This window comes from Streptococcus huangxiaojuni (genome assembly GCF_040930515.1).
GTDB lineage: Bacteria > Bacillota > Bacilli > Lactobacillales > Streptococcaceae > Streptococcus > Streptococcus huangxiaojuni.
On sequence record NZ_JBFQEG010000015.1, the window covers coordinates 1 to 24,770 of the forward strand.

The 24,770-nt window shown below is 42.2% G+C and carries 20 protein-coding genes and 1 pseudogene; 7 read left to right on the forward strand and 14 right to left on the reverse strand.

Features of this window, described 5'->3' with window-relative positions; translation table 11 throughout:
* Positions 1–242, forward strand: a pseudogene (locus AB3329_RS08300) (IS110 family transposase); the annotation flags it as partial.
* A 692-nt stretch (positions 243–934) separates the two neighbouring features.
* Here AB3329_RS08300 and AB3329_RS08305 read toward each other — a convergent pair.
* From AB3329_RS08305 to AB3329_RS08330, 6 genes are all read right to left on the reverse strand, one after another.
* Positions 935–2,107, reverse strand: coding sequence for a sialidase family protein (locus AB3329_RS08305; protein ID WP_368395453.1), 1,173 nt, complete (start codon positions 2,105–2,107; stop codon positions 935–937).
* Positions 2,104–2,568, reverse strand: a complete 465-nt coding sequence (locus AB3329_RS08310) for a NanQ anomerase/TabA/YiaL family protein (protein ID WP_368395454.1) — start codon at positions 2,566–2,568, stop codon at positions 2,104–2,106. The genes AB3329_RS08305 and AB3329_RS08310 overlap by 4 nt, the downstream gene beginning before the upstream one ends.
* Positions 2,569–2,883: 315 nt before the next feature.
* Positions 2,884–3,909: a 4-hydroxythreonine-4-phosphate dehydrogenase PdxA gene (gene pdxA / locus AB3329_RS08315; RefSeq protein WP_368395455.1), complete on the reverse strand. Its 1,026-nt coding sequence runs from the start codon at positions 3,907–3,909 to the stop codon at positions 2,884–2,886.
* Between the two features lie 180 nt (positions 3,910–4,089).
* Positions 4,090–4,989, reverse strand: coding sequence for a 4-hydroxy-tetrahydrodipicolinate synthase (gene dapA / locus AB3329_RS08320; RefSeq protein ID WP_368395457.1), 900 nt, complete (start codon positions 4,987–4,989; stop codon positions 4,090–4,092).
* A gap of 593 nt (positions 4,990–5,582) precedes the next feature.
* Positions 5,583–6,740 (reverse strand): iron-containing alcohol dehydrogenase, encoded by a 1,158-nt coding sequence (locus AB3329_RS08325; RefSeq protein WP_368395458.1) that lies wholly within the window; start codon positions 6,738–6,740, stop codon positions 5,583–5,585.
* Positions 6,741–7,997: a four-carbon acid sugar kinase family protein gene (locus tag AB3329_RS08330; protein ID WP_368395459.1), complete on the reverse strand. Its 1,257-nt coding sequence runs from the start codon at positions 7,995–7,997 to the stop codon at positions 6,741–6,743. It lies immediately after the preceding gene.
* A gap of 173 nt (positions 7,998–8,170) precedes the next feature.
* Between AB3329_RS08330 and AB3329_RS08335 the strand changes: the two genes are divergently transcribed.
* Positions 8,171–9,949, forward strand: a complete 1,779-nt coding sequence (locus AB3329_RS08335; RefSeq protein ID WP_368395460.1) for a PrpR N-terminal domain-containing protein — start codon at positions 8,171–8,173, stop codon at positions 9,947–9,949.
* Between the two features lie 86 nt (positions 9,950–10,035).
* Here AB3329_RS08335 and AB3329_RS08340 read toward each other — a convergent pair whose 3' ends face one another.
* From AB3329_RS08340 to AB3329_RS08350, 3 genes are all read right to left on the reverse strand, one after another.
* Positions 10,036–11,313: an SLC13 family permease gene (locus tag AB3329_RS08340; protein ID WP_368395462.1), complete on the reverse strand. Its 1,278-nt coding sequence runs from the start codon at positions 11,311–11,313 to the stop codon at positions 10,036–10,038.
* Between the two features lie 240 nt (positions 11,314–11,553).
* A complete protein-coding gene (locus AB3329_RS08345; protein ID WP_368395463.1) occupies positions 11,554–11,853 on the reverse strand; it encodes a PTS sugar transporter subunit IIB in 300 nt (99 codons plus the stop codon).
* A gap of 51 nt (positions 11,854–11,904) precedes the next feature.
* A complete protein-coding gene (locus tag AB3329_RS08350) occupies positions 11,905–12,291 on the reverse strand; it encodes a YwiB family protein (protein WP_368395464.1) in 387 nt (128 codons plus the stop codon).
* Positions 12,292–12,374: 83 nt separating this feature from the next.
* Here AB3329_RS08350 and AB3329_RS08355 point away from each other — a divergent pair, with 83 nt between their 5' ends.
* The 4 genes from AB3329_RS08355 (at position 12,375) to AB3329_RS08370 (ending at position 17,144) form a co-directional block, all read left to right on the forward strand.
* Positions 12,375–13,679 (forward strand): HD domain-containing protein, encoded by a 1,305-nt coding sequence (locus AB3329_RS08355; RefSeq protein WP_368395465.1) that lies wholly within the window; start codon positions 12,375–12,377, stop codon positions 13,677–13,679.
* Positions 13,680–13,891: 212 nt separating this feature from the next.
* Positions 13,892–14,701, forward strand: coding sequence for a sugar-phosphatase (gene yidA, locus AB3329_RS08360; RefSeq protein ID WP_368395467.1), 810 nt, complete (start codon positions 13,892–13,894; stop codon positions 14,699–14,701).
* The gene (locus AB3329_RS08365; protein ID WP_368395469.1) at positions 14,701–15,912 is read left to right on the forward strand and encodes an aminoacyltransferase; all 1,212 of its coding nucleotides are present in this window, start codon (positions 14,701–14,703) and stop codon (positions 15,910–15,912) included. The genes yidA and AB3329_RS08365 overlap by 1 nt, the downstream gene beginning before the upstream one ends.
* Complete coding sequence (locus tag AB3329_RS08370) at positions 15,912–17,144, forward strand: aminoacyltransferase (RefSeq protein ID WP_368395470.1); 1,233 nt, start codon at positions 15,912–15,914, stop codon at positions 17,142–17,144. The genes AB3329_RS08365 and AB3329_RS08370 overlap by 1 nt, the downstream gene beginning before the upstream one ends.
* 156 nt (positions 17,145–17,300) lie before the next feature.
* Here AB3329_RS08370 and AB3329_RS08375 read toward each other — a convergent pair whose 3' ends face one another.
* The 3 genes from AB3329_RS08375 to tpiA all read right to left on the reverse strand — a co-directional run bounded on the left by AB3329_RS08375 (position 17,301) and on the right by tpiA (position 20,191).
* Positions 17,301–17,993 carry an ABC transporter permease gene (locus AB3329_RS08375; RefSeq protein ID WP_368395471.1) on the reverse strand — a complete coding sequence of 231 codons (693 nt, stop codon included), beginning with the start codon at positions 17,991–17,993 and terminating at the stop codon, positions 17,301–17,303.
* Positions 17,983–18,816 carry an ABC transporter ATP-binding protein gene (locus AB3329_RS08380; RefSeq protein ID WP_368395473.1) on the reverse strand — a complete coding sequence of 278 codons (834 nt, stop codon included), beginning with the start codon at positions 18,814–18,816 and terminating at the stop codon, positions 17,983–17,985. The genes AB3329_RS08375 and AB3329_RS08380 overlap by 11 nt, the downstream gene beginning before the upstream one ends.
* A gap of 616 nt (positions 18,817–19,432) precedes the next feature.
* Positions 19,433–20,191 carry a triose-phosphate isomerase gene (gene tpiA, locus AB3329_RS08385; RefSeq protein ID WP_368395474.1) on the reverse strand — a complete coding sequence of 253 codons (759 nt, stop codon included), beginning with the start codon at positions 20,189–20,191 and terminating at the stop codon, positions 19,433–19,435.
* 614 nt (positions 20,192–20,805) lie between these two features.
* Here tpiA and AB3329_RS08390 point away from each other — a divergent pair.
* Positions 20,806–21,840, forward strand: a complete 1,035-nt coding sequence (locus tag AB3329_RS08390; RefSeq protein WP_368395475.1) for an acyl-CoA thioester hydrolase/BAAT C-terminal domain-containing protein — start codon at positions 20,806–20,808, stop codon at positions 21,838–21,840.
* A gap of 122 nt (positions 21,841–21,962) precedes the next feature.
* Here the strand turns inward: AB3329_RS08390 and tuf are convergent, their stop codons facing one another.
* Entirely contained in the window at positions 21,963–23,159 is a 1,197-nt protein-coding gene (gene tuf / locus AB3329_RS08395) for an elongation factor Tu (RefSeq protein ID WP_368395476.1), read from the reverse strand.
* Positions 23,160–23,460: 301 nt separating this feature from the next.
* Entirely contained in the window at positions 23,461–24,711 is a 1,251-nt protein-coding gene (gene ftsW / locus AB3329_RS08400) for a cell division peptidoglycan polymerase FtsW (protein ID WP_368395477.1), read from the reverse strand.
* Between the last annotated feature and the right edge of the window lie 59 nt (positions 24,712–24,770).

Below are 24,770 nucleotides of genomic sequence, written 5' to 3' on the forward strand. Positions count from 1 at the left end.
CTGACCTTGTCAAACGAGGCAATCGCTATCTCCGTTATTACTTAGTTGAAGCCGCCAACTCGGTGAGGCGCTATGATGACGAATACAAAGCCTTTTACAAGAAGAAGTATCAAGAAGTTCCTAAACACCAACACAAACGAGCCATCGTCTTAACCGCTAGAAAATTTGTGCGTCTGGTGGATGCGCTACTACGCAACCGCCAACTCTATACGCCACCAAGGAGGCCTATGCAAGATAGCTAGTATCTGCACATGTCCTTGGTCAAGCTAGTGAAAAATGTCATTTTTCGCTAGGTGTTTTTAGTGCACCCTAGTTTACTGAAAGTTAACTAAAGTTTTGACAACTTTATCTTGACTTTTTACCACTAGACTTAAATTAAGATACAAAGGCCGTTAAGAACGCAAAGTAAAAATAGGAGACTGACCGCTGAGTCATTAAAGACTCTAGGGAAGTCTATCTTTTTTACACAGCGTTTAGGCCGTGTTCAATTCATCAAGATACAAAGGCCGTATAAAAATCCGTATGAAAATAGGGACTGACAAGTGATGCTGGCATCACGATGGCAGGCATCTTTTTCACTAGGATTTTAGGCCGTGTTCAGTTCACCAAGATACAAAGGCCGTTAAAAGAGCAAAGCAAAAATAGGAGACTGGACGAAGAGCCTCAAGACTCTAGGACAGGCTATCTTTTTTGCACAGCTCTTAGGCCGTGTTCAGTTCACCAAGCTTTTTTTAAAACAAAAAGAGACCTGTTTGCTAAACAAGTCTCGCTGTTTAAGGTCCAGCCGGAAATTTCTTTCGTAATGACGACCGGATCCACGGTAAAAACCGTCTGCTACTCCCTTGATGTAAATTCATTATAGCAAAAAATCTTTCGTCTTGGCAAGTGCTTACTTTAAAATAAAAATGAAACAGAAAGACCGAAATTTTAAATTTTATTTTTCAACACCCTGACCCGAGGTTGGGTTGTAAAGCCCTTCACTCTCCCGCTTATCTCCTAAAAGATCGCTTAAGTGAAAACGGAGGTATTTAATACACAAACGGTTTTTATAGGCATAAACCAGATGCAGCATACCATCTTGACTTTGATACAATGTCGGATATTCATACTGAGAATTATTGGTCTTATTTTCTGCACCAATATATCCTTCTGCTGGTTCAAAAATTCTGCCCAGCGGCCAGGTCTTGCCAAAATCTTCCGACAAGGACACAGCAACAGGATGCCGCAGTCCCGGCCAGGCAACTTTACCAAATTCCGGATTAGCGGCACTGTTGGGATTGTAAGCAAGAGCAATCTCTCCCGACTGCAGTTTGATAGCACTGATGCTGGCATTATTATTGGGCAGGACAGTTTTGTGCGGACTGCTCCAAGAATCGCCATAGTCATAAGATTCACTGACATAGATATTGTCGGCAAAGCGGCTGCGCATAAAAGCCAGCAGGTGTCCTCTTTCGTCCTCAACAACATTGGCATGAACCCGACCGTTACTTTCAGGCATTGGTACGCGTTTCCATGTTTTTCCGGCATCTTCTGATAGTCGAAATTCAGTCGGATCATTGGTCAGTCCATCTGCTGAATCTTCACAAAGCCATGTTGAAAAAAGCCAGCGGCCGTTGCTTAAAATCTGAATCGTTTGTCGGGAAAAAGTCCCCTGCTCTGGAAAAAGAACCTGAGCATCTCCCCAAGTAAGACCTTCATCACTAGATTTCTGCACCATGATGACTGAAGTAAACTGCATATTATCCTTACCTTCCTGACGGCTGAGCTGCGATGTGTAAATCAGCCATATTTGACCATCTGGTGCCCGAAAGAAAGCTGGATTCTGTTCACTGCGGCCTTGACCTTGAGAAACAATTTGCGGTGAAGACCATAGTTGTTGGTCAGGCTGATATTTTGATACGGCAATTGAAATATCACCGCTTCCTTCAAAGCTTCCTGCGAACCAAGCACATAGAAGCCCTCCGTCTTTTGTTTCCATCAGTGTAGGGGCGTGAGCAGTTGCTTTACCGCCAGTCGGCAGCAAAGCAAAATCAACATTTAAATAGCGATCATGATAAAGCACACCATCCGGGGTATCAACACGTATTTGAGGTAATGTAGTTGTCATTCTTCTCTCCTCTCTTCTACTGCTAATTTAACCACAGCCTTAGTAAATGTCAGCTCCTCATCTGTATGGAAAACTGCCCGATGAGCGTCCCATGGAAAACAAACGTAGGCCATACCCTCTGTGATCTTCATGTAATGGCGGACTGACCCCTCATATTTTTCAACATCCTTTTCCTGCTGATAAGGAAGGGCGATAGACAACTCCGTTAAGTCTTCCAGTGCAACATACTCGGCTCCCTCCAAAACGAACTGGACATCGATAAATTTCCGATGGGCTTCAAACTGTGAAAGTTCTAACGGTTTTGTCCGGCCTTTTTGGAAAAAAAGCCTGCCTCCGGAAAAAGAATAGGACACTCCTGCTTCCCAATCATCTTTATGAGCTTCTAACACAGCTAAAGCGTCTTTAATTTTAGGTAAAATAGGCTGATAGTATTCCAAACGTTCAGCACGATCAATTATCATAACTCCCCTCCTCCAACAAGATACAAAGGCCGTTAAGAACGCAAAAGGAAAATAGGAGACTGACCGCTGAATCCAAAAAGATTCAAGGTCAGGCTATCTTTTTCCCGCAGCGTTTAGGCCGTGTTCAATTAACAAGATACAAAGGCCGTTAAGAACGCAAAGTAAAAATAGGAAAATTGACGAAGAGTCGCTAAGACTCTAGGAAATTTTATCTTTTTTACACAGCGTTTAGGCCGTGTTCAATTAGCAAGATACAAAAGCTATGCTGAAGTGATACCAGCACGATGGTTATCTGTTCCAGCAGCGCCAACCTTTTTATGAATGTTCTGCCAGACGGATAGCATAATCAATGGCATTTTCCAGACTCAATTCGCTGGCTGTCCACTTATCGGCTTGGTCAAAAGCTGTGCCATGATCAACTGATGTTCTGATAATCGGCAGACCAAGTGTAATATTAACCCCTTGAACAGCTTTCCAACCGGCTTTTTGCTGATCATATACAAAACCCAATAATTTCAGCGGAATATGGCCCTGGTCATGATACATAGCAACGACCATATCGTACAGGCCTCCATTTGCTTTGGAAAATAAGGTATCGGCCGGCAATGAGCCGTAAACATTTATTCCTTCTGCTTGTGCAGCTTCAACAGCCGGATTAATTTCTTCAATTTCTTCGCGTCCAAACAATCCATTTTCACCGCAATGCGGATTAAGACCTGCTACCGCAATACGCGGGTTAGAGATTCCTAAATCATGACAGGCCTTGTCTGCTATCCGGATAACATCCAGCACCCTCTCCTTTGTCGCCCTGTCACACGCCTCACGTAAAGAAACATGAGTAGAAACATGGACAACACGCAAATTACCATCTGCAAGCAGCATAGTATATTTATCTGTTCCTGTTAAATCAGCATAAATTTCGGTATGCCCGGCATAATGATGCCCGCTTAGATTAAGGGCTTCCTTATTTAGAGGATTGGTCACTGTAGCATCCACTGCTTTTGCAAGAGCCAATTCAATAACTTTTTTGACATAGCAAAATGCTGCATCGCCCCCACTTGCTGAAACATGACCGATTTTGAATTCAGACATATCAATCTTATCCAAATCAATCAAATCAACGGTCCCAAGCTGATAAATCCCATCTTTTGGATCATTAACAACATGAACCTTTAAATCCAGCTCAGGATGCTTTTCTAAATAATAATCAAGTACCGACTTATCACCAACAAGCAAAGGACAGCAGCGCTCATAAAGTTCTGCTTTGCCAAATGCTTTTAAAGAAATCTCCGGACCAATTCCAGCAGGATCACCTAAAGTAATTCCAATAATTTTTTTCATCCACTCCACTCCTTCACCAAGATACAAAGGCCGTATAAAGTTCACAGCAAAAATAGGAAAACTGACGAAGAAACTTCAGTTTCTAGGAAGTTTTGTCTTTTTTGCAAAGAGCTTAGGCCGTGTTCAGTTCCACCAAGATACAAAGGCCGGTTAAAACTCAGCATGAAAATTGAGTCATGTTCAGCTTTCCATGCCCTTAGCCTTATTTTCATCTAGAACCTGACGCAAAGCCGTAAGTCCTTCTTCTGACAGCTGATTGAAAGGAGCACGGCACTTTCCTACCGGATAGCCTAATTCGGCTGCCGCATATTTAACAATGGTATTAGGGTTGCCAAAGCGGAAACAGTTTCTAAATGATCGAATAGAATCCTGATGGAATCTGGCTTGCTCGAAATCCCCTGTTGTATAAGCATTATAAATTTCTGCCATTGTAAAAGGATAAATGTTTGAGCAGCCGGCAATCCCACCTACTCCTCCTGCCATCAAGGTCCAAAGAATCAATGAATCGTTACCCGATAGAACAGCAAATTCTTCCCGCCAGCGGGTTCTCTCAATATACTGCAAAATAGTATCAAAATTACCGCTGGAATCTTTAACACCAACAATATTTTCAATATGACTGAGACGCTCAACAGTAGCCGGTGCTAAAGCATTTCCTGTACGTGCCGGAATATTATAGAGAACAATGGGCAAGCGAACACTTTCGGCAACTGCTTTATAATGATCATACAGTTCATTTTGAGATGCTGCTGCAAAGGACGGAGTGATGACGGACAAAACGTCTACACCGATTTCCTCTGCTTTTTGAGACAGACGAATCGTATCTTTTGTGCCAATCAAGCCGGTTCCGGCATAGACAGGGACACGTCCGGCAGTCTGCTCAACAGCAATCTGCATAATCTCTATCTTTTCCTCTTCTGATAAAATATAACCCTCACCGTTTGTTCCAAAAACAAAGATGCCATGAATCCCTTGAGCAATCAAACGGTCAATCTGCCTGCGCAGCTCATCATAGTTGACACTTTCATCAGCCAGCATCGGGGTAATAATTGGAGTAATAATTCCCTTAATCGCAACCATAACTTCCTCCTTATAACAAGATACAAAGGCCGTTAAAAGAGCAAAGCAAAAATAGGAGACTGACCGCTGAGTCACCAAAGACTCAAGGGAAGTCTATCTTTTTTGCACAGCTCTTAGGCCGTGTTCAGTTCCACCAAGATACAAAGGCCGGTTAAAAATCCGTATGAAAATAGGGGATGGCAAGTGATGCTTGCATCACGATGACAGCCATCTTTTTCACTAGGATTTTAGGCCAAGTTCAATTAACAAGATACAAAGGCCGTTAAAAGAGCAAAGCAAAAATAGGAGACTGACCGCTGAGTCACCAAAGACTCAAGGGAAGTCTATCTTTTTTGCACAGCTCTTAGGCCGTGTTCAATTAACAAGATACAAAGGCCGTTAAGAACGCAAAGTAAAAATAGGAAAATTGGCGAAGAGTCGCTAAGACTCTAGGAAATTTTATCTTTTTTACGCAGCATTTAGGCCGTGTTCAATTAACAAGATACAAAGGCCGTTAAGAACGCAAAGTAAAAATAGGAAAACTGACGAAGAAACTTCAGTTTCTAGGAAGTTTTGTCTTTTTTGCAAAGAGCTTAGGCCGTGTTCAATTCACTTCAAAGAACTTGCTTGTAAATAGCACGGGCATCTTCAGGTTTGATTTCCCGCATATTATTGACCAACAACCGTTTAACCTGCATACCTGCAGCCACTAAATCTTCCAAATCCGTTTCAGGAACATTGAAGGTTTTTAAACTGGTCGGAATGTTCAGCTCCGTCACAATCTGTTCAAACTGCGCTAAAATATACTGAGATTTCTCATCCACAGATAAATGCTGCTGGCCATCATGAACGGCCCGATCATAAGCCTGAGCAAAGTAGTCTTTAATAACGGGTTCATTAAAACGCATAACAGGCATCAGTAAAATCGCATTTGAGACACCGTGAGCGATATGATATTTGCCTCCTAAAGGATAAGATAAGGCATGAATACCTGTTGTCCCGGAGGCAGTGATAGCGACACCGGCATAAAAGGAGCCTAAAAGCATCTTGTTTTTAGCCGGCAGCGCTTCGGGATTGGTGCAGGCTTCAATAATGTTATTAAATATCAAATCAAAAGCTTCCAAAGCAAAAGTATTGCTGAATGGATTGCGTTTTGTTGATGTAAAGCATTCAATGGCATGGCATAAGGCATCTACCCCTGTTGCAGCAGCAATCGGCTGCGGCAGATTTTTAAGCAGACGGCCGTCTAAAATAACATAGTCAGCAATCATTTCAGGATTGACAATCCCAATTTTTAATTCCTGCTCAGGTACTCCCACAATACTGTTGGGTGTTGCTTCCGAACCGGTCCCTGCGGTCGTCGGTATCATCAGAACAGGCAGCTGTTTTTTTGCCAGCAAAGGATTATCCAGCAAATCTTTTACCTGATAATCACCTGCTGCCAAAATTGAGGCAAGTTTAGCCACATCCATGACACTTCCGCCTCCAATAGCGATGATAAAATCTGCATCTGCTGCTTTAAATTGATCAACTATCGCCTGTGCTTGATGGTAGTCAGGTTCTGCAGGAATGTCGGCAAAAATTTCATAGGCCAGACCGGCTTCGTCCAAAACAGCCTGAGGAATTGTCAGCAGGTTAGCTTGTAAAATTCCTTTATCTGTAAAAAAAGCAACCTTTTTCAGACCGGTCGGAAGAATAGTAGCTATCTGCTCCAAGGCATGCGATCCTGCATAAATATTTTTAGGCATTTTCAAACTATAATCCGTTAACACTTACATCTCCTCCTTATCAATAATTGATTGGTTAAGTTTTTCTAATAAATCCGGCTGACCAAAACCTCCGGATTTTGTAATGAGCTGAATTTTTTGTCCCTGCCAGACAATGAGGGACAGCACCACACCAGGGTAAAGCTCGGATAAAGGCTGAATCTCATCCAAACCCAAAACCTGCATCGACTGAAATAAGGTATCCCCTCCGATAAAAAATAAGGTGCGTTCCAGCTTTTTTTCTAAAAAATATTTAGCAATTTTTCCTAATGAACGACCAATTTGGAATCGAAAGGCGGGCTGAATTTTTTCTTTTTCATCCTTATCCGAAAAGTCTGACAATGCTGCCGCATTCAGCGTCTCAAAAACGGCTAAATCATGCTTTTTGATTGCTACTAAGTAGCGCCCTAACAAATCCTGTCCCTGCCGACTGTCCCAAAAGTCCTCAGCAGTCAGCTGGGCAGTCTGTAAGGAAAAACGGGCAGCCTGCTGTTTTTCTGCATAGTCAATCTGCCTGTGGGTGATGGGATTAACCGATCCGGAAATAACGAGCAAAGGAAAGTCTATTGTGTATCTTTGCCTTTTTTTCTGCGGGAATAACTGAGCCGGCAGATATTTGGCAAAACCGGCACAGCCGACACTTAGTTTTAATAATGTCTGCTGAGCCAAATGCTGCGCAATAACTCGTAAGTCATCATCGGTTTCGCTGTCAAAAAGAAGAATCTGTTCTGCCGCTGCACCGAAAGAAGGGCTTTCTTTGCTGCACAGAACAGAAGCAAGTGAGGCTTCCTCCTGCAGTCTTTTAGCAATATTGCTTTCAGTGACCGGCTCGTAAGGGTCACTGGCAAAGACACTTTCTGCTACCGGCCTTCCGTCTATTAAAAGCTCCCCATTTTTGACGATTCGGTCGATAGCAGGAAAAGCCGGCACAAAGGCAATTTTTTCATCTGGGAACTGGTCGGCCAAAGCTTTAAGTTCACTGCTGATATTCCCTCTTAGTGCGGAATCCACTTTTTTGTATATATAAGCTACCCCATGACTTTTAGCTTTTTGAATGATAGAGCTGATAAGTGTATAAGAGGCTTCAAAGGAGAGGTAGCGGCTTTCACTGTCAATCACCAAAACTTCCAAATCCGGCGCCAGTGAATGAAAATCAATATCTTTGTTAGTAGTCACTAAGGTTTCAATCCCTTGATCAGAAAATTGGACTCCAGTATCTAAAGCACCTGTAAAATCATCAGCAATGATTAATAGTTTCAGCATTCGGCTGTCTCCTTCCCTATTGTTATTTTTTATTCTATAAACAATGATAAAAATCCATAAGCCGAGAAAAGCAGGAAAGTGTTTAATTTTGAAACGTTTTCTCAAAAAGGCCTGAATCACAGACAAAAATGCGTTAAAATCGTTTGTATATGAAACAAAAGAGAGGTCGCGCCATGCCTAAATTTAAACTACTGGGGATAGCCCCCTATGAAGAACTCAAACATGCGATGGAAGCTGTCAGCAAAGAATTTACCGACTTGGAAATCGATGTATTTACTGCGGATTTGCTGCAGGGAAAGGAATTAGCGCAAAAACTTTATCCCAAGGACTATGATGCCGTTATTTCCCGCGGTGGAACAGCCCATTTAATCCGCGATACCGTCCCTATTCCTGTCTTTGATATCGCTATTTCTCTCTATGATATTCTAGGCGCCATTGAATTAGCCAAAAATTATACGGATCATCTCGCTATTGTCGGCTATGCCAGTATTACAGAACCTGCTCATCTGATTTGCGATATCCTGCAGTACCATATCAAAATCATCACCTTAACAGATTCAGCGGATACCTCCGCCATTTTGGAAGATTTAAAAGCTCAGGGTTACAGCATGATATTGTGTGATGCCATCACCAATAAAACAGCTATCCAAAAATCACTGAACACTATACTGGTGACATCCGGTACAGAAAGTATTAAACATGCCTTCCAGCAGGCTCTTATGACTCTCAGAGATACCCAGCATATCAAAAAGCAAAATAAACTGCTGACGGCTTATTTCAAAGAGCAAACAGCTAAAGCTCTGATTGTTGATGATGACCTGCAGACGGTTTACTCCAACATTAATCAGACACTGGCTGATTCTATACGCGATTTTTTACGGTCAAAAAGCAAAGACAGCCCATCAAAAATTTTTTATCATACATTTAACAACAACCTCTACCGTATTGGAATGCAGCCGTTTGAACTTGAAAATGAGACCTATTATTTCTGTGATATCAGAAAAAGCACACCGCCGATTATCCGAAATAGCTTTGGCGTCCAGTATTTTGATAAAGAAGATATTGAAAAAGAGATAAACAGCCATCTGCTTTTCACATCATTTATCCAAGAAAAATCACGGCAGCTGATTGATACACTGACGGCCCATTACAGCGTCATGATTATTTTTGGAGAGAACGGAACAGCTAAAACCAGTCTTGCTTATACGGCTTTCCTGCAGCAAAGACAGTTCAACCAGCATCTGATTGTTATCAATTCCAAACTGATTGATGAAAGAACTTGGAAATATCTGCTCAATTCCGCTAACGGCCCCCTGGTGGAGGAAGAAAACACGCTGCTCTTCAAAAATGTCGAGCAGCTTACTGCCACCAATCTCGAAAAGCTGTTAACAGTTATTGACAGCACAAAACTGCTGCAGAGAAACAATCTGCTATTTACCTATAACACAAAGAGCAACGATCATAACGAATACATCTTCAACCGAATTATGACACACTTGGACTGCAGCAGTCTCTATTCCCCATCGGTCAGCGAAAGAAGAAATGAACTCTCAAGTCTTCTTACTCTCTTACTGAATAAGCTCAATATTAAATGCAACAGGGAAGTTATCGGTTTTCAGCCTCGAGCAATGGAGGCGCTGCTGGCCTATGACTGGCCAAGAAACTTTAACCAGCTGGAACAGGTCCTAAAAAAATTAATCTTAAGCACTCACCACTACTATATTTCTGAGCATCAGGTTCTGGAGATTCTTCGGCAGGAAAAAAGGCGAAGCAGAAGCTCCAGCGGCAGCAAGCTGATCGAATCAGCAAAGCAGCCAAGCAAGACCTTATTTGACTATGATAAGGAGATTATCCTTGCAACCTTAGAAAAAAATAATCACAACCAGTCAAAAACAGCTAAAGAACTGGGGATCAGCCGGACAACTCTTTGGCGCTACTTAAAAATGGATTAAGGTATCAGGCTGACTAAAGGGACTGACTTTAAACTGGCGGCCGATTTATTTTTTAAGACAGATGGAAGAGCGTCAGCTGTCTGCGGCTAAGGGAACATAATCATTGCACCGATACACAGGGCAACCAGCCGGACAAAGTACATAGGAACGGAAAATTTCCAAAAATCAGTCAGTTTATAACTACCCATACCTAAAATCATAGCCGGCATCCCATCAATTGGCATATAGCCGCCATTCCAGCCGGAGACAACAACAGCTGTTGCGACCGCAGCCGGATTGATTCCCAGACTGATACCGGAAGCAATGGCGATTGGGGCAAAAATATAAACAGAGCCCATGTTAGAACCTGTAAAAGTCGCGCTGGTACTGGTTAACAAGGCAAAAAGGAAAATGAAGATAAAAGGATTAATCTGTCCGCCTACTGCTTTTGCTACTGCCTCACCGATCATAGCGGTAAAGCCCGTATTACCCAAAGCATCAGCCACACCGATAACACCGGCAGTCATCAGAACAATCGGCCCTGCCATATTATCTCGGACTTCTTTAAAATCAAGGACATCGATGAAGAGCAAAACAGAGGCCGCCAAAGCAGGAACAATATAGGCAACTTCTCCTAGAGTGTTGAGCATCATCATACCAACAACACTGACCGCAAAAGCAAGAATTGTGACATACTCTTTCCAGGCAGGGAGATCATTTTGGCTGATAGACTGCTCCTGCTCGTCCTCAGTGGCAACTTCTCTTACCGGATGATCCGGCAGAAAGCGGTAGCCTATCACAGCCCAGAGCAGATAGCCAAGAGAAAGAAAGGCATTGGCAAGAGCAAAGCGACCGGTTGACAGGGTTTCGTTGTAACCGGCTGCCTGTAAAACGCTCACCGTTACACCGTAAGTCAAAGCGACATTAAGAGGAAACAGCGGGTGATTGGTAGCAAATCCTAGGGGCATCATCAGTTTAGAAGTCGGCAGTTTTTTACTGTAAGGAATAGTAGCTACTAAAGATAAAATCAGAACATAGTAGCCGGTTGCTCCGGTCCCCACCAGACTGGCTCCCAGCATAACAACCAGAACCAGGAGAACATAGCTCTTATACCCTCCCTTACTCACTAAATTCAATATAGTAGCCTGCACTCTGCTGATTAAACTGGTTTTCATCAGTCCGGCCATGACAACCATAAAGCCGGCAATCATAACAACCGTCGAGTTAATAAAACCTGCAAAAGCCTCCTGAACAGTAGCCAGACCGGTTACAACCAGAAGGAGACAGGCGAAAACGGGCGGCGCTCCAAAGGCGAATTTATCTGACATGATCATCACAATCATCAGAAGCAAAATCCCCAGAGCAAGAATCATTTGTATTGTCATAAGGACACCTCGAGTTATTTATTTTGATATGTAAGCGCTTAACAAATTAATCATAATATTTTCGCCCTTTTTAGGTAAGCCAAATAAAAAATAAACTGTCTTGATTTGAAACAGTTTTCTCTTTTCTTATTCTTAAACAGACTGCTTTTGTTTCAAAAATAAACAAATGCAAAAACCGCTCGAAAACAGGTCAGCTGAACTGTCTTTTTCGAGCGGTCCGATTCAATCTATTCAAAAAATCTAATTTATCCAAGCATCCTGTGCATCTACCATACCAACACCTTTAAGACCATTGCCTGTTAGGGCATCATAAACGTCCTTTGTTTTGTAATGAACAAGAACAAGCTGGTACTGGCCGTTACTCTCTACCGCAGCTGCAATACCTGATGTCATCTTAAGACGGTCGCTGTCAGCTCTGCTCGTTTTTTTCAGCCGAAAACGCAGGCGGGTGCTGCAGTAGCGGACATCCTTAATATTAGCGGAACCGCCCAGGCAGTCTAAGAGAGCCTCTGCCAATTTTTCAGTTGAGTTTGCAGTCATTTCTTTCCTCTTTCTTTCTCACTTTTAATCATGCGTCAGCTTCTAAAAAACTTAATACCAGCTGACAGTCAGCTGATAACGAGCAAAAACATCTTCCGTTTCTGCCTGTTTCAGAACATAATCAGCAGCAATATACTGATTTTCAGGCTGAATGAAGAGACGAGTCGTTTCGACTGTCAATTTCTGTAGTCCCAAGGGAGTCGGTATTTGAGCAGCCGTTAGACGGTCTTCTTGAAAGCTCATAATCGTTCTGGGCTCTGAATAACGAACCATTAGCAGTTCTTGTTCTTTGTACTTCAGTAAAACCCGCTCTTTATCTGTGTTTTGATACAAAATATAAGCCATCCCATTTTTTTGGCCCAGCTGACAGTCATGAACTTCGCGGATTGTCTCTGTCTGGTTATCTATCTGAATAATATTTTTGATTTCTACTTGCATGCCAAAACTTTCTATTAATTGATATTGCCAGATTTATTCTATCAATTTCTGAATAAAGTTGCAATTTTTGTTATAATGAAGCCATGAATGAAAAAGTTTTTCGTGATCCTGTTCACAACTACATCCATGTCAGCAGCCAGCTGATTTACGATTTGATTAATACGAAAGAATTTCAGCGGCTTCGGCGCATTAAGCAAGTTCCGACTACTGCTTTTACCTTTCACGGTGCTGAGCACAGCCGCTTTTCACACTGCCTGGGCGTCTATGAAATTGCTCGCAGGGTTACCGAAATCTTTGAGCAGAAATACGCGGGCATTTGGAATGCCGATGAATCGCTTTTGACTATGGCAGCAGCTTTGCTCCACGATATCGGCCACGGAGCCTATTCCCATACCTTTGAGCGGCTGTTTGCTACTGACCATGAAGCCTTTAGTCGGGAGATTATCACCAGTCCCGAGACAGAAATTTACAGTGTTCTCAGCCAGATTTCTCCTGATTTTCCGGAAAAAGTGGCCAGCGTGATTAACCATACTTACCCTAATCAACAGGTCGTTCAGCTAATATCCAGTCAAGTGGACTGTGACCGCATGGACTATCTTCTCAGAGATTCCTATTATTCTGCAGCCAACTACGGTCAGTTTGATTTGATGCGGATCCTGCGTGTTATCCGTCCGACTGCAGAAGGGATTGCCTTTGAGCGCAACGGTATGCATGCTGTAGAAGATTATATTGTCAGCCGTTTTCAAATGTATATGCAGGTCTATTTCCATCCGGCCAGCCGGTCAGTTGAAGTCCTGCTGGAAAAATTGCTGAAACGGGCTAAGTGGCTTTTTAAACAGGACCGCTATTTCTTTGAAAAAACAGCGCCAAATCTGCTCCCCTTTCTGCAGGAAAACTTTGAACTCGACGATTATTTAGCTTTGGATGATGGGGTGATGAATGCCTATTTTCAGTCCTGGATGACCGCTGAAGATAAGATTTTGGCTGATTTATCCAGCCGCTTCATCAACCGCAAACTTTTTAAATCCGTAACATTTGATGAAGAATCCCAATCTCAGCTTTACCGTCTGGAAGATTTAGTACAATCTGTCGGCTTTGACCCCGAATATTATACCGGCATTCAAGCCAGTTTTGATCTTCCCTATGATATTTACCGCCCGGAAAAAGAAAATCCCAGGACACAGATTGAAATCATTCAGAAAGACCAAAAATTAGCAGAATTATCCACCTTATCGCCTATTGTAAAAACCCTGACCGGAACCAGTTATGGCGATCAGCGCTTCTACTTCCCGAAAGAAATGCTGCGTTTAAACGATCTTTTTGCTGCTAATAAAGAAATTTTTATCAGCTATACAGCTAATGACCATTTTACACCGCCCGTAAATTAATTGAAATCCGCCTTCTTTTTGCTTCTAAATCAAAACAGCCAGTCTGAATGCCTCATCGTTATTTAAGCATAACTGGCTGTTTTGTATTTGCAAAGGTGTAAGGCAGACTTTTTAATTGGACTGCCTTTGGCGCTTCTGCAAAATCTGTCATGACAAAAAACGCATTTTTTAGTAATATAGTATATAGAAATTTTCAGATTATGGAGAATATCATGTCGATCAAACTTGTTGCTGTTGATATTGACGGCACTCTTATTACTAATGACCGGAAAATTACGCCTGAAGTTTATGAAGCGATTCAGGCTGCTAAGAATCAGGGAACTAAAATTGTTTTAGCCACAGGCCGTCCGCTTGCCGGCGTTCAAAATCTGCTGACAGAACTGAAACTGAAGGATGAAGGAGACTATGTCATTACTTTCAATGGCAGTTTGGTGCAGGATACAGCTAAAGGCGCTGATGTGATTAAAAAAACGCTGACCTATGAAGACTATCTGGATCTTGAGTTTTGGAGCCGCAAACTCAATGTTCACCTCCATGCTATCACTAAAAAAGGCATTTATACCGCTAACAGAGATATCGGCAAATATACCGTTCATGAAGCAACACTCGTTGATATGCCGGTCTTTTACCGCACACCGGAAGAAATGGCAGGTCATGAAATTGTTAAGGTTATGATGATTGACGAGCCAGAGATTTTAGACGCAGCCATTGCTAAATTCCCTCAGGAACTCTATGATAAATACACCATTGTCAAATCAACCCCCTTTTATCTGGAAATTATCAATAAAGAGGCCAGCAAAGGCAAGGCTCTCACTCATTTAGCTGAGCAACTGGGACTGAGGGCCGATGAAACAATGGCAATCGGCGATGAAGCCAATGATCGGGCAATGCTGGAGGCGGCTGGAACACCAGTAGCCATGGCCAATGCTGTAGAAGAAATAAAAAATCTGGCTCATTTTATCACAAAATCAAATGAAGAAAGCGGCGTAGCCTATGCGATTCGCCAATGGGTACTAAAATAATGGTTACATACAAAATTGGGATTTCAAAGATAGAACATGATGAGTTTGTCAAAGCCAGCAAGCAGACCAACCTCCTGCAAAGCGCTGACTGGGCACAAGTCAAGGATAACTGGGGCAACGAACGCTTAGGCTTTTATCGGGACGGTGTGCTGGTGGCCTCAGCTTCTGTTCTCATCAGGCCTTTGCTGCTCGGAATGACCATGCTCTATATCCCGCGCGGACCCGTTATGGATTATAATGATTCTGCTCTGGTTAAAGAAGTGATAACTGCTTTGAAAGCCTACGGAAAAACAAAACAGGCACTTTTTATTAAGTTTGACCCTGCTCTGCTTCTTAAACAGTACAAGATAGGGCAGGAAGCAGAGGAAAATACTGAAACGCTTGCCCAGCTGGCTCACCTTCAGGAGGCCGGAGCCTGCTGGACAGGCCGGACTAAGGCAATTGCAGAGAGCATCCAGCCGCGTTTCCAGGCTAATGTCTATACAGACAATAATCTGACAGCAACTTTCCCCAAACATACGAAACGATTGATGAAGGATGCCCAGAAACGAGGAGTGGAAACCAGCCGCGGTGACATTACAGATGTCAAAGCTTTCGCAGATGTGGTGGCTTTAACTGAAAACCGCAAAGGGGTAGCCTTACGTAATGAAGATTATTTCAAAAAAATGATGACCATATACGGCGACAATGCCTATCTGCACCTTGCTAAAGTCAATCTGTCTAAACGCCTGCAAGAGTACAAAGAACAGCTAACTCAGATTCAAAAAGATCTGTCTGAGACCGGAGAACATCAGAAAAAACGTTTGACCAAGCTCAAGCAGCAAGAAGCCTCAGTCAGCAAATATATCACCGAATTCGAAGACTATGTCAGCCAATATCCTGATGAGCTGATTATTGCCGGCATTCTTTCCGTCCGCTTTGGCAATGTGATGGAAATGCTCTATGCCGGCATGAATGATGCTTTCAAAAAATTCTACCCGCAGTACTCTCTTTACCCCAAAGTTTTTGAAGATGCCTATAACGATGGCATCATTTGGGCTAATATGGGAGGAGTGGAAGGCAGTCTGGATGACGGCCTGACCAAATTTAAAGCCAATTTCAACCCGACAATTGAAGAATTTATCGGCGAATTCAATATCCCTGTCAATAAATGGCTCTATCCTTTAGCAAATTACGCCTATGAGACCAGAAAAAAGAGGAATAATCACTGATGCCTTTAACAACTTTAAGCCAAGAACAATTCATTGATTTCTGCCAATCACTCTCTTATAAATCCTTTATGCAGTCTGTCCAGATGGCTGACTTGCTGAAAAAACGCGGTGCTGCTGTCGAATTTGTCGCCTACAGCAAAGAAGACACTGTCCTGGTCGGAGCCGTTCTTTACAGCATGCCTATGACCGGAGGGCTTCATATGGAAATCAATTCCGGACCGGCGGCCGCTGACCGTCGCTATCTGAACGTTTTCTATGAGGAACTTCGAGATTATGCTAAAAAGAAGGGGGCCTTAGAACTTATCGTTAAACCTTACGACACCTACCAAACCTTTGATACTAACGGCCAGCCGATTGATCAGAATCGTCCGGAACTGATTGACAATCTGCTGAATGCAGGCTATGAGCATGATGGTCTGCTGACCGGCTATCCGGGAGGCGAGCCCGATTGGCATTATGTTAAGGATTTAACTGAACTTGAACCGGCCAGTCTCATCAAGTCGTTCAGCAAAAAAGGCCGCCCGCTGATTAAAAAAGCCAAGACTTTCGGTATCAAATTGCGCCCTTTAAAACGAGATGAATTGACTATTTTCAAAGATGTCACTGCCGCTACATCTAACCGCCGTGATTATCAAGACAAACCGCTTGATTATTATCAGGACTTCTATGACAGCTTTGGCCCCGACTGTGAATTTATGATTGCCAGTCTTAATTTCCAAGATTATCTCGCTAATCTGCAAAAAGACCAAAACAAACTTGGACAAAAAATAAGCAAACTGAAAGCTAATTTAGCTGCCAAGCCATCTGAAAAAAAACAAAATCAACTGCGGGAAATCACAAGCCAGTTTGAGACTTTTTCTGTTCGCATTGCCGAAGCAGAGGAGCTGATTGCCAAACATGGTTCTGAAGATGTCGTTTTGGCAGCCAGCCTCTTCATTTATACAGCGCAGGAAGCTGTTTATTTATTTAGCGGCTCTTATCCGGAGTTCAACAAATTCTATGCTCCGGCCCTGCTGCAGGAATATGTCATGCTGGAAGCCATGAAACGCGGTATTAAAACCTATAATTTACTCGGTATTACCGGTGAGTTTGATGGTTCCGACGGTGTTCTTCGGTTCAAACAAAATTTCAATGGCTATATCACACGAAAAACAGGCACCTTCCGCTACTATCCCCATCCCTTGAAAGCCAAATTTCTTCAGGGACTTAAAAAAATTTTAGGACGGCAGTAGAATAAAAAATACAGCTGTGACTGCTCCTAAACCACCCCATAACCCAAAAGAAAGCTGAGACAAGATGTCTCAGCTTTCTTTGTTTGAATTGACAAGCCCCTAAAGCTAAAAAAGTAAAGCAAACCAATGTATTTGAAGTTATATTTTTGTCTGTCTTTATGTCAGTTTCCCGTTGCGCTTGTAGGCAAAATATAGGGCTGTACCAGCTAAAAGAATCCACAGGACTAAAGCCAGCAAGGATGAATCAGTCAGTTCAAAATCAGCCAGCTGTGAAAAATATTTGGAATTAGCACCGATAAAGGACCAGTCCAACACATTTTTTAACCACTTAATCTCTGTAGCTAAAATCGGTAAAAAGTTAGCCAGCAAATACAGGCTCAGACTAAACAAACTGGCCTGCATTTGATTTTTAGCTAAAAAAGCAATTAATAAATTAAGCAGGACAAAAATAACAATTGTCAAACCAACAACAAGTAAAAACTTTCCCCAGTCCATGTTCCGGACATGGAGTAATAAAGGGAGCAGAATACTGGCCGCCAAAGAAAAACAAATCGGAAACAGAATAACACTGAGAATGTATTCTTTCTGGTTAACTCCAGTTAAGATTAAGGTTTTAAGGTTCTTTTTTTCCTTTTCTTCTGCTATCATCATAGAGATAAAAGATCCAGCAGTTATGCTGTATACTGTGTTAATTCCAGTACCGATGTAAGCCGCCGTAACCGATGAATCCCCGATGGTTGACAGGAGCAAAACATAAAAGGGCGGCGTCAGTACCATAAACATAAACAGTTTATTGCTCAATAAAAACTGCCAGCGCAGCCAGAGCAAACTTCTCAATTTATTCATCATGCCATTTTTCTCCCGTTAATTTGATAAAGACCGTTTCTAAATCCGGTTCAAGAGTATGCATACTGATAACTTCTGGACCCCAGTGACTGTCCACTTCATCTTTAGGAACCATTTTTTCCCGGCCGTTGCGGTATCGCAGGTAGACATGGTCATCAGTACGATATTTCTCAATGATAGAGGCCGGACTGCCGTACTCTAAAATCTTTCCGTGATGCAGCAGGGCTATATTATCGCACAGCCTGCTCGCCTCCTGCATATTATGCGTTGTTAAAAAAATAGCCAGACCTTTAGACTTTAATGCCAGCAGAACATTATGTACTTTTTGTGCCAAAGTCGGATCCATACCCGATGTCGGCTCATCTAAGAAAATCACTTCCGGATCATGGAGAATCGCCCTGATGAGTAACAGTCTCTGCCGCATTCCGGTTGAAAGTTTGTCAGCTTTCTTATGGCGGTCATCATATAAATCCAGACTCTTCAGCAGTTCATCGACTCTTCCCATTGGAACTCTGTGAAAACGAGCAAAAAATTCAAGATTTTTATATACGGTCAATTTTTCATAAAAACCGACCGTATCACTCATAATGCCCATCTTCATATAGTCGGCCGCCTGAAGATGCTGGGCATTTTTCCCCAGTATCTCAGCTTGCCCGCTATCAGCTTTCAGCTGATTCGTTACGATATTGATGGCAGTTGTCTTGCCAGCACCCGATGGACCAAGAAAACCAAAAATTTCTCCTTCTTTCACAGAAAAAGAAATCTGATTTAAAGCCACATGCTTGTTAAACCTTTTTGACAGACCGACAGCCTTAATTTTATCCATTCCTTGCCTCTCACTGTACTTCATTTCTTATTTTAGCATTGTATCAAGTCACAGTTCTTCTTCAACAGGACACACATGTCCTTTTGAAATAAAACGAATACTATTATCATTATTTTAAGAAACATAGTCTGTCCCAGCTTCGTCTAATCTCCCGCTATTGCTGTGAGTTCGAACGGCCTTTGTATCTTGGTGAACTGAACACGCCCTAAGAGCTGTGCAAAAAAGATAGCCTGTCCTAGAGCCTTGAGGCTCTTCGTCCAGTCTCCTATTTTTGCTTTGCTCTTTTAACGGCCTTTGTATCTTTTTGAAAGGAGGTGAGCTTATGGCTACAGCTGCTGTAATTGGTTTGGTTGTTGTTCCTAATGTTGCTGCATGGACTTACGCTTATTACTACACACACCGTTAGTTAGTCTGCTTGGCAACACTGAATGAATCGTCTATACGAAGAGAAAAGGTTTCAAATCACAGCTTAAAGCTGAATTTGAAACCTTTTTGCTGCTTTGACAAAATGGACTGCAAAATACTAAAAGGCCTTCTTTTACGCTGATTGCTAACCAGCCTCAGCCTAAAAGAATGCCTTTTTATATTGTCAGTTTTCGCCAGTACCTAAAAAATCTTAGTTTACGAAGTCAAGCAGGGCAAGGAAACTGTCCGGCTGAAGAGAAGCACCGCCGACCAGAGCACCGTCAACATCAGGACAAGCCATGTAATCAGCAATATTCTCAGGTTTAACAGAACCGCCGTACTGAACCCGTACCTTATCGGCAACTTCTTGACCAAAATCAGCTGCTACAACATCACGGACAGCCTTACACATTTTTTGGGCATCATCTTGTGTAGCTGATTTACCAGTACCGATAGCCCAGATAGGTTCATATGCCAGCACTAAGGAAGCTACCTGATCAGCTGTTAAACCTTTAAGGGCTGCAGAAACCTGAGCACCGACAAATTCAACAGCCTTACCTGCCTCATAAGTTTCAAGTGATTCCCCGCAGCAAATAATCGGAATCATGCCGTTTCTGAAAATAGCATGGGCTTTTTTATTGATATCATCATCTGTTTCATGGAAGTAATCCCGGCGTTCTGAATGTCCGATAATAACATAGTCAACATTCAGTGCAGCAAGAGTCGCCGGACTGTTTTCCCCAGTGAAGGCACCGTAATCTTCAAAATAGCAATTTTGCGCTGCCACTTTCAGTTCAGTATCCCGAACGCCTTTTTTAATCCCTTCGAGGAAAAGAGCGGGTGCACCAACAACAGTATCAACAAGCGTATTTGCTGGTATCTGATTTTTCACTGCATCAATGAACTCACGCGCTTCAGCAGCTGTTTTATTCATCTTCCAGTTACCTGCAATAATTGGTTTACGTGACATTTCACTTACCTCTTCTTATTTTATTTTACGTTTCCTATTGTAGCATATTTTCTGGAAATATTAAAGGCTGCTCTCAGTCAGGTCACTGATCGGTAATATGTTAAAAATAATTCACTTTTTTATTGACTAATAAAACCAGGGGTGCTATACTGATAGTAGAAAATGTTATAAATTTATCACTAATCACAGTCAAAAATGCTGCTGCAATTACAGGCATCATAATATCCTTTGGCATTAAAAACCAGCAGCTAAATAAAATCTGCTTTTAAAAACCTCACATACATCAATCATAGTTTTTCTTGAATTACCCTAATTGAACACGGCCTAAGCTCTTTGCAAAAAAGAGACGCAGTCGTAGGAATCATAAGCTGACGTACGAATGTGGCTGCTCTTGTGAGTACAAAACTTCCTAGAAACTGAGGTTTCTTCGTCAGTTTTCCTATTTTTGCTGTGAGCTTTATACGGCCTTTGTATCTTGGTGAATTGAACACGGCCTAAACGCTGCGGGAAAAAGATAGACTTCCCTTGAGTCTTTAGTGACTCAGCGGTCAGTCTCCTATTTTCCTTTTGCGTTCTTAACGGCCTTTGTATCTTATTTAAAAGGAGGTTGTCTGATGAAAATCTTTTTAAGGCTATTAAAATATGCTGCTGTCTTAATCGTTCTTTTCATCGCCATTATTGTCGTTTTGCGCTTGTATAATCATTCTGTCTACAATAAATATAAACAGGTTGACAGTAGTTCTATTTATTCAGATCCGACGAACCTTGATCTTTACCCTTCTGAGTATGAAGGAGTGCAGATAGAGCATATTAAGGGTGATTATCTGAATGGCTTTCATCTTAGACCCAGCAAAAAAACTAAAAAAGGAGTTGTCGTTACTTTCGGCGGTTCTGAAGGATCTCCCGGTTATTATGAAGGAGTCAGTTTTGCCCTTCAAGGCTATGAAGTGCTGTCACTCTTTAGCTACGGTATGCCAAATCAGCAGCCCTCCCTTTCAAAAATTCCAATTGATTTCTTTGATGAAGTACTGGCTTATATTGAGAAAAACGTAACTGATCCTGCTCCACTTACACTGTATGGGGCTTCTAAAGGGGCTGAACTCTGCCTCAATCTTGTTAACTATTATTCAGAGATTGACCATATCATTCTCATGGCACCAAGTGCTTATAATTTCAACGGTCTGGATTATGAAAACATCAGCTCATCATGGACTTATAAAGGAAAAGAGCTCCCCTATATCTCAACCATGCATGCCGGTTTTCCAGAGTATATCGCTTTCTTATTTGGTATGGTAAGCGGAGCACCGACCTCCTATGAGCCTCTTTACCGCACAGCAATTGCCAATACTGACAAGGCTGCTGATTATGAGATCCTCCAAGAAGCTGCTGATGCCGATATCTTGATTTTTGCAGGAGGCGATGATCGTATGTGGCCCAGTGCCAGTATGGCAAAAGTAATCAAGAAAACTCAAGGAGAACGAGCTGAACTCCACATTTATGATAAAGCCGGCCATATCTTTGCAGAGGGAGGCTATCTTGCAAGTCCCTACGGACTTATAGCAACCGGCGGCAGCAAAAAAGAAAATGAAGCTGCCGGCCAAGCTTACCGTGAGCTTTTGATGGAGCGCTTAAACCAATGGCACCAGTGAATAAAACAAGGAAAAACGACTGTTTTTCTATCAATAGAATATAGAAAAAAACTCACTGCCTTAAGGCAGTGAGTTTTTATAAATAAATGTCTGACGCTTATATCGTTTGGGAAAGCAGGTCATTAAGCTTCAATTTCTGAAACGATACCTGAACCAACTGTACGTCCGCCTTCACGAATAGAGAAGGTTGTTCCTTGTTCAACCGCGATTGGGTGAATCAACTCAACATCGATAGTCACGTTATCACCAGGCATAACCATTTCTGTACCTGCAGGCAGTTCGATTGAACCTGTCACGTCAGTTGTACGGAAGTAGAACTGTGGACGGTAGTTGTTGAAGAATGGTGTGTGACGTCCGCCTTCTTCTTTAGTAAGGATATAAACTTCACCTTTAAATTTCGTATGCGGATTGATTGAACCTGGTTTAGCAAGCACTTGACCGCGTTCAATTTCATCACGTTGGATACCGCGCAGAAGCACACCGACATTATCGCCGGCCAAACCTTCATCAAGCTGTTTGCGGAACATTTCTACACCGGTAACAACAGCTTTTTGGATATCATCTCTGATACCAACAATTTCAACTTCGTCGTTAACACGAACAGTACCGCGGTCAATACGACCTGAAGCAACAGTACCACGTCCAGTAATTGAGAAGACATCTTCGACTGGAAGAAGCAATGGTTTGTCAGTGTCACGTTCTGGTTCTGGAATATAGCTGTCAACTGTATCCATCAATTCCATGATGATATCTTCCTGAGCAGTGTCACCTTCAAGAGCTTTAAGAGCTGAACCTTGGATAACAGGCAGGTCATCTCCTGGGAAATCGTATTCTGTAAGAAGATCACGGATTTCCATTTCAACCAATTCAAGCAATTCTTCGTCGTCAACCAAGTCAACCTTATTCATGAAGACGATAAGGTTTTTAACACCAACCTGACGTGAAAGAAGGATGTGTTCACGTGTTTGCGGCATAGGACCGTCAGTTGAAGCAACTACAAGGATAGCACCATCCATTTGGGCAGCACCGGTAATCATGTTTTTAACGTAGTCCGCGTGTCCAGGTGCATCGATGTGAGCATAGTGACGTTTTTCAGTTTCATATTCAACGTGAGCTGTATTGATAGTGATACCGCGTTCACGTTCTTCCGGAGCAGCATCGATTGAGGCATAGTCTTTCGGCTGGTTAACAGCTGTTGGAAGACGGCGTGCCAAAACAGTTGTAATCGCTGCAGTCAATGTCGTTTTACCATGGTCAACGTGGCCGATTGTACCAATGTTAACGTGTGGTTTACTACGATCGTATTTTTCTTTTGCCATTTTAGGAAAAGCCTCCAATAAAATATATTTTATAGATAGACGGTAGGCAATACAGTCTAACTTTACCCTACTATTTTAACAAATTACAATGAAAATGCAAGTATTTTATGCCTATTTTAACTAATTCTTTCTCTGCTAAAAAAAGCTAAGATAAATAAGCATTTTTATTTCAGATAAAAGGACAGAATTGGACTTAAAAAGCCGGCACAAGCTAAATGTGCCGGCCGGAGAGACAAAAACTGAGCTATAACTTTCTCCTAAGTCCTTTCTTTAACTTTTCTGAAAGATAATAAAGAAACAATCAGATTTCAGCTGCAGGATTGATCTGTGACTGATACTGCTCCTCTGCTTCTTCTAAAATACTTTCTCTTTTTTCATTAGCATCAATATTTAGGACAAAACCGATGGCAACTGATAAAACCAGTAAACTGTTCCCCCCCTGCGATAAGAAGGGAAAGGTAACCCCGGTAGATGGAATCAAGCCGGATATTCCTCCGATATTGACAAAAACCTGCATCAGAATCATACCGCCGACCCCGAGAGCAATCATAGAATTAAAGGGATCCCTGGCTTTTAAGCCAACATTCATAATCCTCAGAATCAAGAAGAAAACTAAGGCCAAAATCATAATGGCACCGATTAGACCGAGTTCCTCAATTACAATTGAAAAGACAAAATCGGTATGAGCCTCCGGCAAATAGCCGCGCTTTTCGATAGAATTTCCCAGTCCCATACCAAACCAGCCGCCATTGCTCATCGCATAATAAGAATTAGCCAGCTGATGCCCCGAGTCTGTCAAATCCTTAAAGGGATTGAAATAAGCGCTGAAACGCTTGGCAACATAGCCAAAAACTGGTATTTTAGCCATGTTTTTTACTCCGACAACAGCAATTGTTCCTAAAAACAGTGAAGAAAGGCCGACAATAACCGTCAGAATGGTCGAAAACCATTTATAAGCAACACCGCTGACAGAGTACATAATAATAACAGTCAAAACAATAATGGCCGCATTCCCAAGGTCAGGCTGTGCTGCTACTAATGCTATCATCAGTAAAGAATACAGGCGCCAGTCCCTTAAATCGCTCCAATTTCTTGGAAACCAGCGCCGTCTGGTCAGGGCCTGATAATCATAGGTTTCAATCAGTTTTTGCTTTCTGGCAAATGTAAAAGCCAGAAACCAAACCATGATAATCTTTAAATATTCAGCCGGCTGAAAACTGATCGGGCCGATAACAATCCAGCCGTGAGCACCGTTCACTTCCTGAGTAAAAAAGCGGGCAATTAGGAGCAGAACAACCTCAATCAGCATTGCAGTAGTCAGTACTCTTGAATTTTTTAAGAAATTTAATTTCAGTCGGTAAATAAACCAGATAGCTAACAAGCTGATTATCCAAAAGATACCTTGATTTAAAACAGAGCGAAAAGGGTTGCCGCCGTATTGGATCAAAGTCGCACTGGTTGTGGAATAAACGATAATGAGACCCAGTACCGAAAGAACTAAGTAGGGCAGTAAAATAGAATAATTTAATAAATGCTTTTTATCAATTTTCATGTTTTCCTCTAAATGTGACGTTATCATAAAGCATTATATCATCTTTCACCAGCAAAAAA